At 39.8% G+C, this 15,101-nt stretch carries 11 protein-coding genes; 5 read left to right on the forward strand and 6 right to left on the reverse strand.

Going from position 1 to position 15,101, the window contains the following annotated elements:
- Positions 1–47: 47 nt before the first annotated feature.
- Positions 48–572: a sel1 repeat family protein gene (locus MSC25_RS08635; RefSeq protein WP_248443186.1), complete on the forward strand. Its 525-nt coding sequence runs from the start codon at positions 48–50 to the stop codon at positions 570–572.
- A gap of 2 nt (positions 573–574) precedes the next feature.
- Here the strand turns inward: MSC25_RS08635 and rsmS are convergent, their stop codons facing one another.
- Genes rsmS through dinG form a run of 6 tightly spaced genes read right to left on the reverse strand, consistent with a single transcriptional unit; the run spans position 575 to position 5,398 of the window.
- Entirely contained in the window at positions 575–727 is a 153-nt protein-coding gene (gene rsmS / locus MSC25_RS08640) for a pleiotropic regulatory protein RsmS (RefSeq protein ID WP_024033713.1), read from the reverse strand.
- Positions 711–992, reverse strand: coding sequence for a late competence development ComFB family protein (locus MSC25_RS08645; protein ID WP_004585951.1), 282 nt, complete (start codon positions 990–992; stop codon positions 711–713). The genes rsmS and MSC25_RS08645 overlap by 17 nt, the downstream gene beginning before the upstream one ends.
- Positions 993–1,041: 49 nt before the next feature.
- Positions 1,042–1,938 carry a histone deacetylase gene (locus MSC25_RS08650; RefSeq protein ID WP_248443187.1) on the reverse strand — a complete coding sequence of 299 codons (897 nt, stop codon included), beginning with the start codon at positions 1,936–1,938 and terminating at the stop codon, positions 1,042–1,044.
- Positions 1,938–2,546, reverse strand: coding sequence for a primosomal replication protein (locus MSC25_RS08655; RefSeq protein ID WP_024033711.1), 609 nt, complete (start codon positions 2,544–2,546; stop codon positions 1,938–1,940). Before MSC25_RS08655 ends, MSC25_RS08650 begins: the two co-directional genes overlap by 1 nt.
- Positions 2,547–3,323, reverse strand: a complete 777-nt coding sequence (locus MSC25_RS08660) for a TSUP family transporter (protein ID WP_096739873.1) — start codon at positions 3,321–3,323, stop codon at positions 2,547–2,549.
- Entirely contained in the window at positions 3,323–5,398 is a 2,076-nt protein-coding gene (gene dinG, locus MSC25_RS08665) for an ATP-dependent DNA helicase DinG (RefSeq protein WP_096739872.1), read from the reverse strand. Before dinG ends, MSC25_RS08660 begins: the two co-directional genes overlap by 1 nt.
- Positions 5,399–5,630: 232 nt before the next feature.
- Between dinG and MSC25_RS08670 the strand changes: the two genes are divergently transcribed.
- From MSC25_RS08670 to MSC25_RS08685, 4 genes are all read left to right on the forward strand, one after another.
- The gene (locus tag MSC25_RS08670) at positions 5,631–7,973 is read left to right on the forward strand and encodes a DNA polymerase II (RefSeq protein WP_248443188.1); all 2,343 of its coding nucleotides are present in this window, start codon (positions 5,631–5,633) and stop codon (positions 7,971–7,973) included.
- A 245-nt stretch (positions 7,974–8,218) separates the two neighbouring features.
- On the forward strand, positions 8,219–10,840 hold the full coding sequence (locus MSC25_RS08675; protein ID WP_064386740.1) for a TonB-dependent receptor: 2,622 nt from the start codon (positions 8,219–8,221) through the stop codon (positions 10,838–10,840).
- A gap of 67 nt (positions 10,841–10,907) precedes the next feature.
- Positions 10,908–11,777 (forward strand): class I SAM-dependent methyltransferase, encoded by an 870-nt coding sequence (locus MSC25_RS08680; RefSeq protein WP_055255219.1) that lies wholly within the window; start codon positions 10,908–10,910, stop codon positions 11,775–11,777.
- Positions 11,778–12,232: 455 nt separating this feature from the next.
- A complete protein-coding gene (locus MSC25_RS08685) occupies positions 12,233–15,070 on the forward strand; it encodes a TonB-dependent receptor (RefSeq protein WP_029774022.1) in 2,838 nt (945 codons plus the stop codon).
- Positions 15,071–15,101: the final 31 nt, after the last annotated feature.

Raw genomic sequence — 15,101 nt, forward strand, 5'->3', positions numbered from 1 at the left:
AGCCAGATTCGGTACTCGCATATAAAAATAATAAAAAAGGAATAGTCATGAGCCGATATTTACTGATCACAGCAATTATGGGAGTGGGTTTATTAAGTGGTTGTGGGTCTACGCCTATTAATTTATACGATGATATAACCATGAAAAAACATGAGTACAATGGCATAAAAGCGTATAAAAAAGATGATTATAAACAAGCTTTTATGTATCTAAAAGACCCTGCAGCACTTGGCTATAAAAGCGCGCAATACACATTGTCGTTTATGTTTTTAAAAGGGCAGTACTTAACACAATCTACTAACATGGGTATGGGGTGGCTAGGCGTTGCAAAAGAGGCTGGAGTTGAAAGTTGGCAGGCGCAATACAATACCTTTTATAACGCGGCCACTCCGGCGCAACAGCTTAAAATAGACGAAACCGTTGCGTTGTATATAAGCCAATATGGTAGTAAAGCACAAAAAATGACGTGCCGTCGCTCAACAACCCCAAGACGCACGTTTGGCGAGATTAAAATTGATTGTAACAAACACGATGGCACTGTGACTAAATACGAAGTGCAAACAAAAGAGTAATGCTAAGCGGTGGCTTGTTTTTGTTCAAAGTCACTTTTTACAATTTCGAGCGCTTTTAATACATCCTCTGGAGCAACCTCGTGCTGCTCCAAAAGCATAATTAAATCTACTGCCAGTTTTACATGTGTAGGGGCGTTATCAAGTGGGCTGGTCATCTAAATCTTTCTTTTTTGAAATTTGGCTAATAGCAACGTCTATAGCGGTTTGTACGCGCTCTTCCATGTGAATACGTTCACTTTGTGGTAAATAAAAGGCCATATCTACATCGTATCTAATATAACGTGGCGGCAATTGATTAAGTACCGTGCAACAAAAATCGGCCATTACATCTTCACTGTAAACTTTATCTAGTTTACGTTTAATGATTTCTTCAACCACAATTTTTTCGTAAAAGTTATGTATGTCGTCGTGCAGTCGCATCGTGCTAGCGCCTTTTATAGAGTCCGTTTATTTGAGTGTATACTAAGCACTAAAATAAATCGATAGCAGCTTTAAATAGTTGTTTATGAACATTAATTAACGCATTTAAATTACGCTGATAACCGCCACCTAAAGCGCACATAAGTGGGATGTTATGGGCTTTGCAGTAGTTAACAATAAAATGATCGCGCGCATAAACCCCTTCAAGCGATACGTTAAATAACCCTAGCTCGTCTTTTTCGTAAATATCAGCCCCTGCGTTATATAAAATAATGTCGGGGTTATGAATACGCACGCAAAATTCGAGGGCTTGTTTTAGCGTTGTTAAGTACTCGGTATCTGATGTGTTGGCAGGTAGGGCGAAGTCGTAATCGGAGTGTTGCTTTAAGCGCGGAAAATTTTGCTCGCAGTGAATAGAGCAAGTAACTATAGCGTTATTATGTTGCGTAATTTGTGCCGTGCCATCGCCTTGGTGTACATCACAATCAAATATTAATACGGTATCGGCTTGGTTTGTATTGATTAAATGCGCGCCAGCCACAGCCAAATCGTTAAAAATACAAAAGCCACTGCCGTAATCGCTATATGCATGATGATAGCCACCACTTAAATTAGCGCAAAAACCATGTTTTAGTGCGTATTCGCTGCCTTGAATACTTGCCCCAACTGAAAGTAGCGTACGCTCTACTAATTCGCGTGAATACGGGAAACCCATTTTTTTAATTGCTTTATTACTGAGCGTGGCGTTTAAAAAATCATTTATGTAATCTTGGCTATGGCACAGTGCAAGCTGCTCGGGCGTAGCTTTGGTTGGTGTATTAAACTGTGTAGCCCCAAAGCCTAAGCGTTTTATTTCTGCTTTTAGCATTTGGTATTTTTGAATAGGAAAACGGTGGCGCTCAGGAAGCGTTAAAGCACTGTAAAGCGGGTGGTAAAAAAGCTGCATTAGCGTAATTGTTGTTTTTCGACTTGTTGAATTTTATCTTCGGTGGCCGAAATAGCTTTACGGCAGCGGCCTAAACGCGCATGCGTGGTTAAAATTTCCATATTAAGTTTTTGTGCTTGCGCTGGGCTGGCTTTTTCCATTTGTAATTTTCGCTCTTCAATCATTAACACTAAGCGTCGTTCAAACTCGTGGTTTTGTTTAAGCTCGTCGTATAGCTCGTGCGACGATTGCATTATTTTTTTTACGGCTTGCTTATAAACCGTATTTTTGGGTCTAGGTTTGTACTGGCTTTTGTTTTCTTTTGCCCAGATGGGGGTCGATTTAATAACACTAAATACAGCTTGTACTTGATTACCTATGCGCTCGAGTGCATAAGCATAAGCATGGCGATGATCACTTGGTGGTAAGCTGGTAATTTCGTCTTCAATTTCTGTTACGTAGTCAGTTAAGTTCATGCTTTTAGTACTAAATACGCCGCGGTCAAATAAACTAGGCTGCGCCTGCATATAGCGGTTTTTAGAAAACAACTTTGCGCTGTCAAATTGCTCAGCTTGTTGTTTAAGCGTAGCAACTTGTTGGCGTAATTTATCTAACGCGTGGGTTTGCATTTACAAATAAGCCTCGTAAATCAGTTTTAATGCTAGCAGTATAACCATAGTGTTAAAAACAGGGCGAATAAACTTACCGCCAAAGCGAATGGCTGAGTGAGCACCAATCCAAGCACCTAACATAATAAAAAAGCCCATGATAAGGCCTAATAAAAAGTTTACATGACCAAGTGCCACAAAGGTAATAAGCGATATAAAGTTAGATACAAAGTTCATTGAACGGGCTAAACCACAGTTAAGCAGTAAGCTCATTTTATAAAATAAACTATTAGATGCGGTCCAAAAAGTACCGGCGCCTGGGCCTGCTACGCCATCAAAAAAACCTAATGCTAAGCCCTGCAACCACTGCTTTAGTTTAAGTACTGGTGTTACTTTTGGTAAATCATCGCCCTGTGTGGTGCTTAAACTACCAAACAAGCTATAACAGGCCACCATAATAATAATGATAGGCAAAAGCTTATTTAAAAATTCAATACTTAAGTGATCGACTATTAACGTACCAATCACAGCGCCTATGGCTGTAGCAAAAATGGAGTTTGCCCAAAATTTAGGACTAAATAGATTTTTTTTATAATACGTGTAGCTGGCCGTTAATGAGCCAAAGCTTGCCGCAAGCTTGTTGGTGCCAAGCGTTACATGCGGTGGCAAGCCTGCGGTGAGTAGTGCAGGGACTGTTAATAAGCCACCGCCGCCGGCAATTGCATCAATAAAGCCAGCAGCAAGGGCCGCGGCACATAAAACTGCCAATGTTGTGGGATCTAAAGCAAGTTCAAACATTAATAATCTATTTGTCTTTTAAAAGGTGGTAAGGTGTCGAGCATGGCTTTGCCGTAGCGCTTGGTAATTAAGCGTCTATCGAGAATAGTTATACGGCCTTCATCGCTCTCTTTTCGCAGCAGTCTACCACAGCTTTGTACCAATTTCTTTGCTGCATCGGGCACCGTAATAGACAAAAATGGATTACCGCCTTTACTTTGTACAAATTCGGCTTGGGCTTCTTCTATTGGTGATGTAGGTACTGCAAACGGTATTTTTGTAATTATTAAGTTTTCTAAATATTTACCAGGTAAATCAAGCCCTTCTGAGAGGCTTTGCGTACCAAATAAAATACTACCTTTACCGCTATCAATATTTTGGGTGTGTTTTTTTAATAATGCCTCGCGCGACATTTCGCCTTGCACTAATAAGTTAAAACCTTTTGTTCTAAGAAACTTAGCCACATGGTCCATTTGCCAGTACGAGGCAAACAATACCAAATTAGCTTTTTTTGTATTTAAGTACTCAGGCAAGGTTTGCGCTATATGGTCACTAAATGCTTTGTCGGTTGGCTCAATTTTACTTACCGGAATACGCAAGGTTGCTTGTTTAGGGTAATCAAAAGGTGAGGGCACTTTAATAAACTTAACGCCTTCTTCTTTTGCTAATCCGCTTTCATAGGCAAAGTGGTCAAACGAACCGAGAGCACTTAAAGTTGCCGAGCACAATACCGCCCCTGCGCATTCATTCCATAGCTTGTCTTTTAAGTAGTAGCCAACTTCGATAGGGCAATCACTTAATAGGTGATCGTGATGGTTTTTATATTCTAAACGTTTGATCCACCTTGCGTGAGGTGTGCCTTCGCCTTTATTTGCATAGCTATACCACAGCTTATTTAATTGCTCTAAGCGGTTTATATAGTGTCCGCTTTCGGCTAAGACAGGGTCGGCAACGTAGGGTTTTATATCGCCATCGCTTACATCTTGAGTGAGGGTATCGTGCATTTTGTTTAAGCAGCGTAGTGCATCTAGTGTGGCGTCACTTATATCTTTAGCTTTGTTGTGCAATGATTTTGGTATTTCGCCATGCTCAAAACGATATGTGTCGTCTTTTGAGTATTCAAAGTCGGCATTATCAAGAATATCACGCACCACTTTTAAGTCCTTATTAGCATCGTTAATGCTATCGCACAATTTGAAATTTTGACCAATGGCCTTTTGACCCACTAATACCTTAGACATTTTGCCACTAAATTTGGTGAGCTTATCGAGCCAATCAATGGTGCCTTTAATAGTGGCCGCTGCCGATGAAAAGTCGCGGGTAATATGTGCAAGGTGGTGCGCTTCATCTATTACATAAATGGTGTTATCAGGTTCGGGTAAAATTTTACCGCCCCCTAAATCCAAATCTGCCAGTAGCAGTGAGTGGTTAATAACAAGCACATCCATTTGCATAAGCTGATTACGAGCAAGCTGAAACGGGCAGGTTTGATGCGCTTTCATTTGGCGCTGGCAAGCGTGTTTATCGCATGCGATTAAGTTCCACACTCTATCGGGTATGGTGTCGGCCCAGCTATCCCTGTCGCCTTGCCATTTTTTATTTACATAGGCATCGTAAAGGCCTTTTAAACATTTAGTTTCCATATCACTTAGCGGCGAGGTAAGTGTGGGCATAAACTCCATTTGCGTTTGGCTATCGCCATTAACAGCGTTATGTAATTTATGGGCACATATATAGCGTTGCCTACCTTTTACTAGGTCAAACTTAAAGTCGAGCCCTGAGTGTTTTTTAAAAAAAGGCAGCTCTTTTGCTATTAATTGCTCTTGCAGGGCCACGGTTGCAGTAGAAATAACCAGCTTCTTTTTTTGAGCAAGGGCAAGCGGTAACGCGCCTAAACAATAAGCAAGCGATTTACCAGTCCCTGTGCCAGCCTCAATAACACATATTCGCTGCTTTTTATGGTATTCGCCAGCTAGCGTCTTTGCTATTTCGGCAACTAGGTAGTTTTGGCTACTGCGTGGGCGGTAATCAGTAAGGTTACTAGCCACATGCTGGTGTACTTGCCTAATTGTTTTTTTTAGTTGGTCAGAAAGCATGGGGAGATAAACCTAAAATATGTATATAATTACAGTGTATGGATTTTAGAGTTATAACCGTGTAACTACAAGCAAGGATGAAATTAATTTAGTAAATTAATGCGGCAATTTTTTAAGTTTATAAATTACTCCCTATTATGGCCTGTTTATATTTTGAGGTTGAACAATTTTCAATCCTTAACGTTCATGGCCCTAAAGTAGAAAAACAAAATATAAGTAAGGTTTATTGATAGTGTATTTAACATCTGGTTTTGTACTTTCTGCACAAGCGCACGATAGCGCTCAGGGTTTACAATATGAAATTTGGTTTGCTACCGATAATGGACCAATAAAGACAATTTCTGAGAATGAAACCGCACTATTTTTTATAAAAAACTCAGATACAAAAGCAGCTCAAGCTATTTTATCTGCCGAATCACTAAACTTTTTAATTAAACCTCTTTCACTTAAAAATTTTCAGCAGCAAGATATGTGTGGCTGTTACTTTTACTCACTCAAACACTTTTATAGCGCGAGCAAAGCGTTAAAAAGTCGCGGTATTACACTTTATGAAGATGATATAAGGCCCATTGAGCGTTATTTAATGGAGCGCTTTATTAAAGGCGGGGCGTGGATCACGGGTAAACGAGTGGATCATGCACATTACACTGAAATTTTAGATGCTAAATTAAAAACCAACGCTGACTATACGCCTGTGCTTTCTAAGTTGTCACTTGATATAGAGTGCAATGAAAGTGGGGTGTTGTTTTCTATTGGCTTGGTAGGCTGTGGTTTAGATTGCGTAATCATGATTGGAGAGCCTGAGCATCACGACCCAGTGATTGGTTATACTATTATATGGTGCGCAGACGAGGTTGCACTATTACAGCAACTTGTAACACTTATTAAGCAGTGCGACCCAGATATTATTATTGGGTGGAATGTTATTGAGTTTGATTTTGCAGTTATTTATGAGCGCTCTGTGGCACTTGGGGTAAAACTATTACTAGGAAGAGGAAACCTTCCTTTATATGTTCGAAAAGGCCATTTTACACGGGTTTCTATTCCCGGGCGCTGTGTAATTGATGGCATTGATACTCTAAAAAATGCCACTTATAGTTTTGAAACTTTTTCACTTGCTAATGTAGCTAAAGAAATTTTAGGCGAGTCTAAATTAATTGAATCTAGTAACAGCTTACAAGAAATTATTCGTCAATTTAATGAAGATAAACTCGCGCTCGCTAACTACAATCGGCAAGACTGCATACTCGTTAATAAAATCTTCGATAAGCTAAAACTTCTCGATTTTGCTGTTATTCGCACACAATTAACAGGCCTTGAGCTAGAAAAGCGCGGCGGCTCAGTGGCGGCTTTTGTAAACATGTATTTGCCTTTATTACATCGCAGCGGTTATGTAGCACCTAATATGGGCGACCATGGGCTGACGTTTGAAAGCCCAGGTGGTTATGTTATGGAGTCGGTACCGGGGCTGTATAAAAATGTCATCGTGCTTGATTTTAAAAGCCTGTACCCCAGTATTATGCAAACCTTTTATATAGACCCGCTTGGACTAATAGAAGGGATTGAAAACCCTGAAAACAGTATTGAAGGTTTTAATAACGCATTGTTTTCAAGAGAGCAGCACCATTTACCAGCGCTTATAAAAAGCCTAGCGCTACAGCGCCAGCGGGCAAAAGATAATCACGATTTAATGCTATCCCAAGCGATTAAAATAATAATGAACAGTTTATATGGTGTATTAGGCTCACAAGGCTGTCGTTTTTATGACCCTCGACTCTCAAGCTCTATTACTTTGCGTGGTCATGAGATAATGCTGCAAACTAAAAAGTGGATTGAAGAGCAAGGTTATAGTGTTATTTACGGAGATACCGATTCGACCTTTGTAAAACTAACGGATGATTTAAGTGTTGAGGCCTGTAATAAAATAGGTAAACAGTTAGCTAAACACATAAACACATTGTGGCAGCAAAACATACACGCTAAACATAATTTAACTAGCCATTTAGAAATAGAGTTTGAATCGCTTTACAGCCCATTCTTTTTACCCACCATAAGAGGTAAAAGCGTGGGGTCTAAAAAACGCTATGTGGGGCAGTTAATAAAGCCGGATGAATCAAAATTGGTTTTTAAAGGCTTAGAAACCGTAAGAAGTGACTGGACTAGACTGGCTCAACAGTTTCAATTTGATTTATTTACCCTCCTTTTTGATCAACCAGAGCAAATAAATGACCTTGTACACGATTACATTAGTAAACTTTTACGCGGCGAATTTGATCATTTGCTGGTTTTTAAAAAACGTTTAGGTCAAAACTTAACCGACTATCAAAAAAATATCCCTCCACATGTGCAAGCAGTAAAAAAGTTTCAGAAACAAAATAGTGAATTTACGCTAAAAAGAGGTGAATTTGTTACATTTGTTTACACAACCCACGGTGTTGAGCTGTATCAAGGGCTGCATAGCTACGACTACCCATTGTATATAGACAAACAAATTGTACCTTTATTAGAAATGATTACGCAATTTGTTAACGTTAACGTAAACAGTTTCGAGCTAAAACAGTTCGAACTATTCTAACTTGTACCTATTAATGCAATTTTTGATTACATAATCTACGCTTTAGCTTTATTTTTGTACAGTTATTCCTCATCTAAGCTAAAAAACAATAAAAAACCCTTTTTTAATTAATATTTGGTTAACAGTAGTTGGCTTTTAGATATTTTTTGTTTAGTATTTGGTTTAGTCGCTGTTAACAAACTGTGACAACAAAAAATAATTAAATAATAGTCGCTTCTAACAAGTGGTGACCCAGGGAGAATCAAATGTTAAATAATAAAGTTTCAAAGGCAGTTCGCTTAGCGATTGCATTTGGTGCAGTATCAACAGCTGCATTTTCGTCAAGTTCATTTGCTGCAGAAGAAGAGTCTGCAGAGAAAGTAGAACGCATCCAAGTAACTGGTTCACGTATCAAACGTACAGATTTAGAGGGTGCTTCTCCGGTAGTATCTATTACTTCTGCTGATATCAAGCTAGAAGGTGACTACACAGTTGCAGATGCACTACGTTCTAGTTCATTAAACTCATTCGGTTCGTTCTCAGAGCGTTCTGGTAGCTCAGCACAATCTCAAGCAACTATCAATTTACGTGGTGCTGGCTCACGTCGTACTTTAGTACTTTTAAATGGCCGCCGTTTCCCAGGTTCACCAACATTAGGTGGTGCTTCTGCTAACCTTAATGCTATTCCAATGGCTGCTGTTGAACGTATCGATATCATGACTGAAGGTGCATCTTCTATTTATGGTTCTGATGCAATGGCAGGTGTTGTTAACGTAATTATGAAAGAGAACTTTGAAGGTTTAACTTTCAACATTGGCGCGGGTCACCGTGACCAAGATGAAGGTACTACTTCTACAGAGTTTTCTGTAGTTGGTGGTGTTTCAAACGATAAAGGTAACATTACATTCTCTTTCGATCACCAATCTCGTAAAGGTATTTCAGATGCTGACCGTGACTACACTAAAGCTCAGCTTGGTGATTTAGACGGTGATGGCGACATTGAAGCTTACACTGCAGATACTGTAGGTTGGTCATACTTTGGCGCTACTGTACTTTCACCTGATTTTTCTACAGCGTCAGCTTCACTTTTATGTGATGATTTAATCTCTGAATACGGTGAAGATACTTTCCGCCGCGTTGATGCAAACGAAGATTGGGGCCCAGGTTCTGAGTACTGTATGTATGCATTCGCTAATGTATCTTACAACACAGCATCAATTGACCGTAACACATTATATGTTAGTGCTAACTACGAGCTAACAGACGACATAGAGTTCTTTGCTCAAACAATGTTTGTACAAAACTCTTCATTTGGTCGTTACGCTCCACCGGCTGCAGCATGGGAAAACATGGCAGCTGATAACCCGCATAACCCATACGGTGAAGACGGTGCATATGGTTTATTCCGTTGGGTAGGTATTGGTACACGTGATGGTAATGTAGATGATTACAACCAAGATTTAACAGCTGGTTTACGTGGTGACTTAGATTGGAACAACGCTTCTTGGGAAGTTTACTACCACCACAATAAAGCAGATAACAAATCTGTAGGTGAGTACTACCTTTCTTACAGTGGTTTAGCATACAACGAAGCTAACGATATCGATTTAGGCTCTGATGAAGGCATTGCCAACATGAAGTCGACTACGTTACAAAACTCAGGCTCTACTTTTGACCAATACTTTGCTGGTTTAGGTTTTGACTTATTTGAACTACCAGGTGGTGCTGTTGCTCACTATGTAGGTGTTGAATATTTTGAACAAACTTACGAAGATATTTACGATGGTCAATCTGAAGCTGGCTTAATCGGTGGCTCTGCTGGTAACTCTTCAATGGGTGACCGTGATGTGACAGCTGTTTTCTTCGAATCAGTACTACCAGTTTCTGATACAGTAGAAGTGAACTTAAAAGCTCGTTACGATGATTACTCTGACTTTGGTGACAACGTTGCTCCAGCAGTATCTGCTCGCTGGCAGGTTGCTGATAACGTAGTGATTCGTGGTTCTTACTCTGAGTCGTTCCGTGCACCAGGCCTTGATTTACTTAATGCAGCACGTACATTCTCTGCTGAATCTGCAATCGATTATAATAACGGTTCTACTACATCACGTCAGTACAACACATACTATACTCAGAACTCAGAGCTTGAGGCAGAGACTTCAGATTACATCAACTTAGGTGTGGCATGGGATGTAAACGATAACTTAAGCTTTAAGTTAGATTACTTCCAACTTTCTATTGATAATGTTATTCAGTCTAAATCTCTACAAGGCTTATTATCTGATGAGGCTGCTGGCCTAATCACTGCAGTAGGTGTTGATACAGATACGTCTGATGAAACTTTCTACCTTAAGCGCTCTGCTTCAGGTACGCTAATCGAAGCAGGTACTTCTTACTTTAACGGTGCTGGTTTTGAAATTGAAGGTTTTGATTTCACTATTAATGCAAACGTAGAGACTGATTTTGGTGACTTCCGCTTTAACAATGTTAATAGTGTAACACTTTCATACGATTCTGAAGTAGGTGGTGTTGTACAAGACACTGCTGGTTGGTCTGGCCAACCTGATCTTAAGTCAGTAGCAACAATTTCTTGGTCACTTGATGATCATACAGTATCTTGGAACTCTACTTACACAGCAAGCACGTCTGAAACTGAAGTTGATGAAGATGGCGATGGTTTCTACGAGCAATCAGGTGATTTAGATAGCTGGTTAATCCATAACTTAACTTACAGCTACAATGCAGGTCCTTACGGCGCTGTAACATTTACTGTAAGTAACTTAACTGACGAAGACCCAGTTCTTTCTTCAGCTGGTACATGGGATAACCAAGACCTTTACAACAACTTTGGTCGTGATTACCGTGTAAACTACTCAATTAGCTTCTAATATTAATTAGAAACAGGTTGATATATAGGGCTGAATTTATTCAGCCCTTTTTTTATGGGGATTTTTTATGGAAAATTATTGGAGTGAGTATTGGTCTCAAGGGTATTTAACTTCATTTGGGCAGGATATTAAGAAAAACTATACAGGCAAGCTCAAGCAGAGCTGGACAAGTTTTGCTACTGAGCTTAGTCCACAGTGTAAAATACTAGACATAGGAACAGGCAATGGTGCACTGATACAGCTTATACACGATAGTAGTAAAGATCAGCTGAGCTTTATTGGTATTGATAAAGCAACAGTGGCAAAGAGCGTTACAGGCGTGCCCGACTCTAGTATTTTATCAGATGTAAGTGCAGAGTCCTTACCTTTTGAAAATAATGAATTTGATGCGATAGTGGCTCAATTTGCAATTGAATACAGTGAGCTTTCGAAGAGCATTCCTGAATTATTTAGGGTATTAAAACCGGGTGGGTTATATCAAATTGTTTGCCACGAAATAGATTCAGATATAGTTAAACCAAATGTGCTTATATTGGAGTCTGCTGTACGTGTACGTAGTGACTTGTTAACTCCTTTAAAGCAGCTAATTGATGAGCTGAAAAAAGATGATAATGCTCAGGTTAATAGCTTGATAAAAACAATAAATAACCTTATCCAGCTTGAAAGGCAAGTACACCCTCACGCAGTTAATGGAACACGGTATCCCGACTTTTTTCAGTTTATTTTGAATAATAGAAAAATTGATTTAGAACGCGCTTATCAATTATTTACTCAAGAGCTCGAAGGGCTGATCTTTAGGTTAAGTGACTTAAAGGAAGCGGCGTTAAACTCTAAGGATATTAGCCAGTTGTTATTGTTAGGGGATAAAACATTTAAAGAGGCTTTAGTTGACTCTAATAATGAATATATCGGAACGCTTTACAAAGGACGCAAATAGCTAGCCCCATTACTAAAATTTGTTCTGTTCTGCACATTAATAATCTAGCAGCTTTGATGGTATTCCAAAGGCCATACGAGCTGCAGCTCCCGATTCCTTTACTTTTTGGCGACTTGTTAAACATTGTTCTTGGTCACCTTGTCATTTATAAATTTTAAATTACCTTGTTAACACCTTTAAAAATGTAAATAAGTAGAAGTATTTTACGTTTTATTTTCAAAAATGCATTGTTCCGGTTATTGGTATATTCATACTTTATTTTTTGTCCCCTTTATCGAAATAAACTAATATTAATTATATTTAAATTGATGTGAATTATTGGTTTTTAATATGTTGACTATGTTTATATATTGATACTAACATTCACAAAAGAAGCGGTACTTTCACTTCTTAAGCTATTTATTTAATGGCTAAAATAATAAATATATAAATAAAATTATTTCAGGGAGAATCCAATGTTAAATAACCAAGTTTCAAAAGCGGTGCGCTTAGCGATTGCTTTTGGTACGGCATCTACAGCTGTATTTTCAGCAAATTCAATTGCTGCTGAAGAGGGAGTTGAAAAGGTAGAGCGTATAGAGGTTACCGGTTCACGAATTAAACGTGCAGATCTTGAAAGCGCTTCACCAGTGAGCATTATTACTACTGAAGATATGAAAGTTCAGGGTATTTCAAATATTTCCGATGCGTTACAAAACCTTACCGCTCAGTCGGGCGGATTAACTGCTGCTGTAAATAATGGCGGTAATGGTAATGCAACTGTTAACTTAAGAGGTATGGGTTCATCACGTACATTGGTACTTGTTAATGGACGCCGTATGATTGCCTCAGGTACTGGTGCATCTTCTACCGTGGATCTTAATGCCATTCCTTTTAGCGCTGTAAAACGCATAGAAGTTTTAAAAGACGGAGCATCAGCTGTTTACGGCTCTGATGCTCTTGCTGGTGTGGTTAATATTATCATGCGCGATGACTTTGAAGGCTTTGAGCTAGATGCCAGCTATGCAGAGACAGGTGAAGGTGACGGTGAAGAAGCTAGCTTAAGTAGCACCTTTGGTGTGAGCAGTGATAAAGGTAATGTTGTTGTAAACGTTGGTTTTTACGACCGTGGTACTGTACGTGCTAGCGACCGAGATTATTCAGCATGTCCATACGCTGAAAGTGGCGGTGAGCGTTTTTGTGCCGGTTCTGGTAACTCTTTAGGTATGAATGCAATCTTAGATGATGGTAGAAGAGTTCAGTTTGAGCCTGGCGGTAACGGTTCATCAACTGATACTGGCTATCACACATATGTGGGTAGTGGCGAAGGCAACGATACCTATAACTACTCTTCTGCTTCATACTTATCTACGCCTGCAACCCGTTATAATGTGAGCGTGTTAGGTAATTATGAATTAGCAGATAACTTAAACTTTTTTGCAGAAGCGTACTATACAAACCGTACCTCAACGCAACAAATGGCACCAGCACCTATCAACTACACATACAGTGTTGATGGTCGTAGTTGGGTATTAAGTCAAAACCCAGAAGTTTACCCATTCTCAGGCTTGTATGATTTTGCAACTCCTGGCGACAATGTAGACATGTTACCGCTGCGTCGTATGTCAGAAATGGGTGGCCGTGTATTTGAGCAAGAAGTAAATACAGCACAATTTACAACTGGTTTAGAGGGCTTTATCGCTGATCAATACGCTTGGAATGTGTTCTATACATATGGTCGAAATAGCGCTATTGACCGTTCTAAAAACTACATCAACGTAGACAAAATGATAGCGTCAGTAAATGAAAACTGTGAAGGTGTCTCGGTTACAGGTTCGCCTAGTGACTACACGGTTACAGGCAACGATGCATCTGCTCCATGTATTAACTACTTCGGTGAAGGCGCGCTTTCACAGTCAGATGCCGATTACTTGCGTTACACCGATCAGGGTACTTCAGGTACAGAAATGCACCACTTAGGCGCTTCAATTTCGGGTGATTTATTTGAAATGCCTTCTGGTGTTGTTGGCTTTGCATTTGGTCTAGAGCACCGTGAAGAATCAGCATTTAATCAACCAGATGCATTCTCTTCATCTGGTATCGGTTCAGGTAATGCCGTACAGCCAACTTCTGGTGGCTATAAAGTTGACGAAGCATATGTAGAGCTTGTTGTTCCACTATTGAATGATTTACCACTGGTTCAGTCTTTAGATTTAGAAGCTGCGCTTCGCTACTTTGACTACGATACGTTTGGATCAGATACTACTTATAAGTTAGGTCTAACTTGGCGTATGACAGATGAAGTTATGCTTCGCTCTGTATTATCAACAGCATTTCGCGCACCAAGTGTAAGTGAGCTTTACGGTGGTCAGTCAGATAGCTTCACCAATTATACAGACCCTTGTACTGGTTTTGGTGGTGCTGGCTTTGATTCTAGATACCAAACAGCCTGTGCTTCTGATGCAGCAGCCGGCCTAATTCCTTCAGATGGTACGTTTGCACAAAACAGTGGTCAACTTCGTGCGGTTGTTGGCGGTAACCCAGACCTAGGTCCTGAAACTGCTGATACATTTACAGTTGGTCTTGTTGTTGAGCCAATTGAAGGGCTAAGCTTTACTGTTGATTACTACGATATTGAAGTAGATAACGTAATAAGCTCTGTTGGTATTACGACTAAGCTAGATAAATGTTATAGCGCGGGTGAAGAAGGTGGACAAGGTGGTTCTTTTGCACTTTGTGAAGGTGTTGTACGTGATGCAACGGGTAACTTTGATGGTACTCCATCACTTGATCAAAACCTTTCTACTTGGAACCTATCGGGCGTAGATTTCAACGCTCAATATAGCTTTGACGCTGCTGGCTTAGCGTGGAGAGCTGATTGGGAAGCTTCTTACATCTCTAAATGGGAAGTACAAGAGTTTGCTGGTGAGCCTATTCAAGATTACGTAGGTGTTGCATCAAGTGGTTCTGGCTCAATTCCTGAGTGGAAACATAATGTAAGCTTACGTGCAGCCGGTGATGATTGGACTGTTTCATACAAAGTGATGTATGTAGATTCGCTTGTTACAGAATCAGTTGCATTATTTGATGGAGACCCTGCGGATTACTATTCACCAGAAGCTGACTCGTTTGTATCACATACACTAAGTGGTACTTACCAACTTAACGAGCATGTTTCGTTACGTGGTGGTATAGATAACCTAACAGATGAAGAGCCTCCATATTACAGCGATTATGATGATGCCAATACAGATACTACGTTGTATAAGTACATCGGTCGTAACTTCTTTGTAGGTACAACTATTTCATTCTAAGCATAAGCTTTAATGCTAAGGCCGGTATATT

The organism is Pseudoalteromonas sp. 1CM17D, from assembly GCF_023161805.1.
Lineage (GTDB): Bacteria > Pseudomonadota > Gammaproteobacteria > Enterobacterales > Alteromonadaceae > Pseudoalteromonas > Pseudoalteromonas atlantica.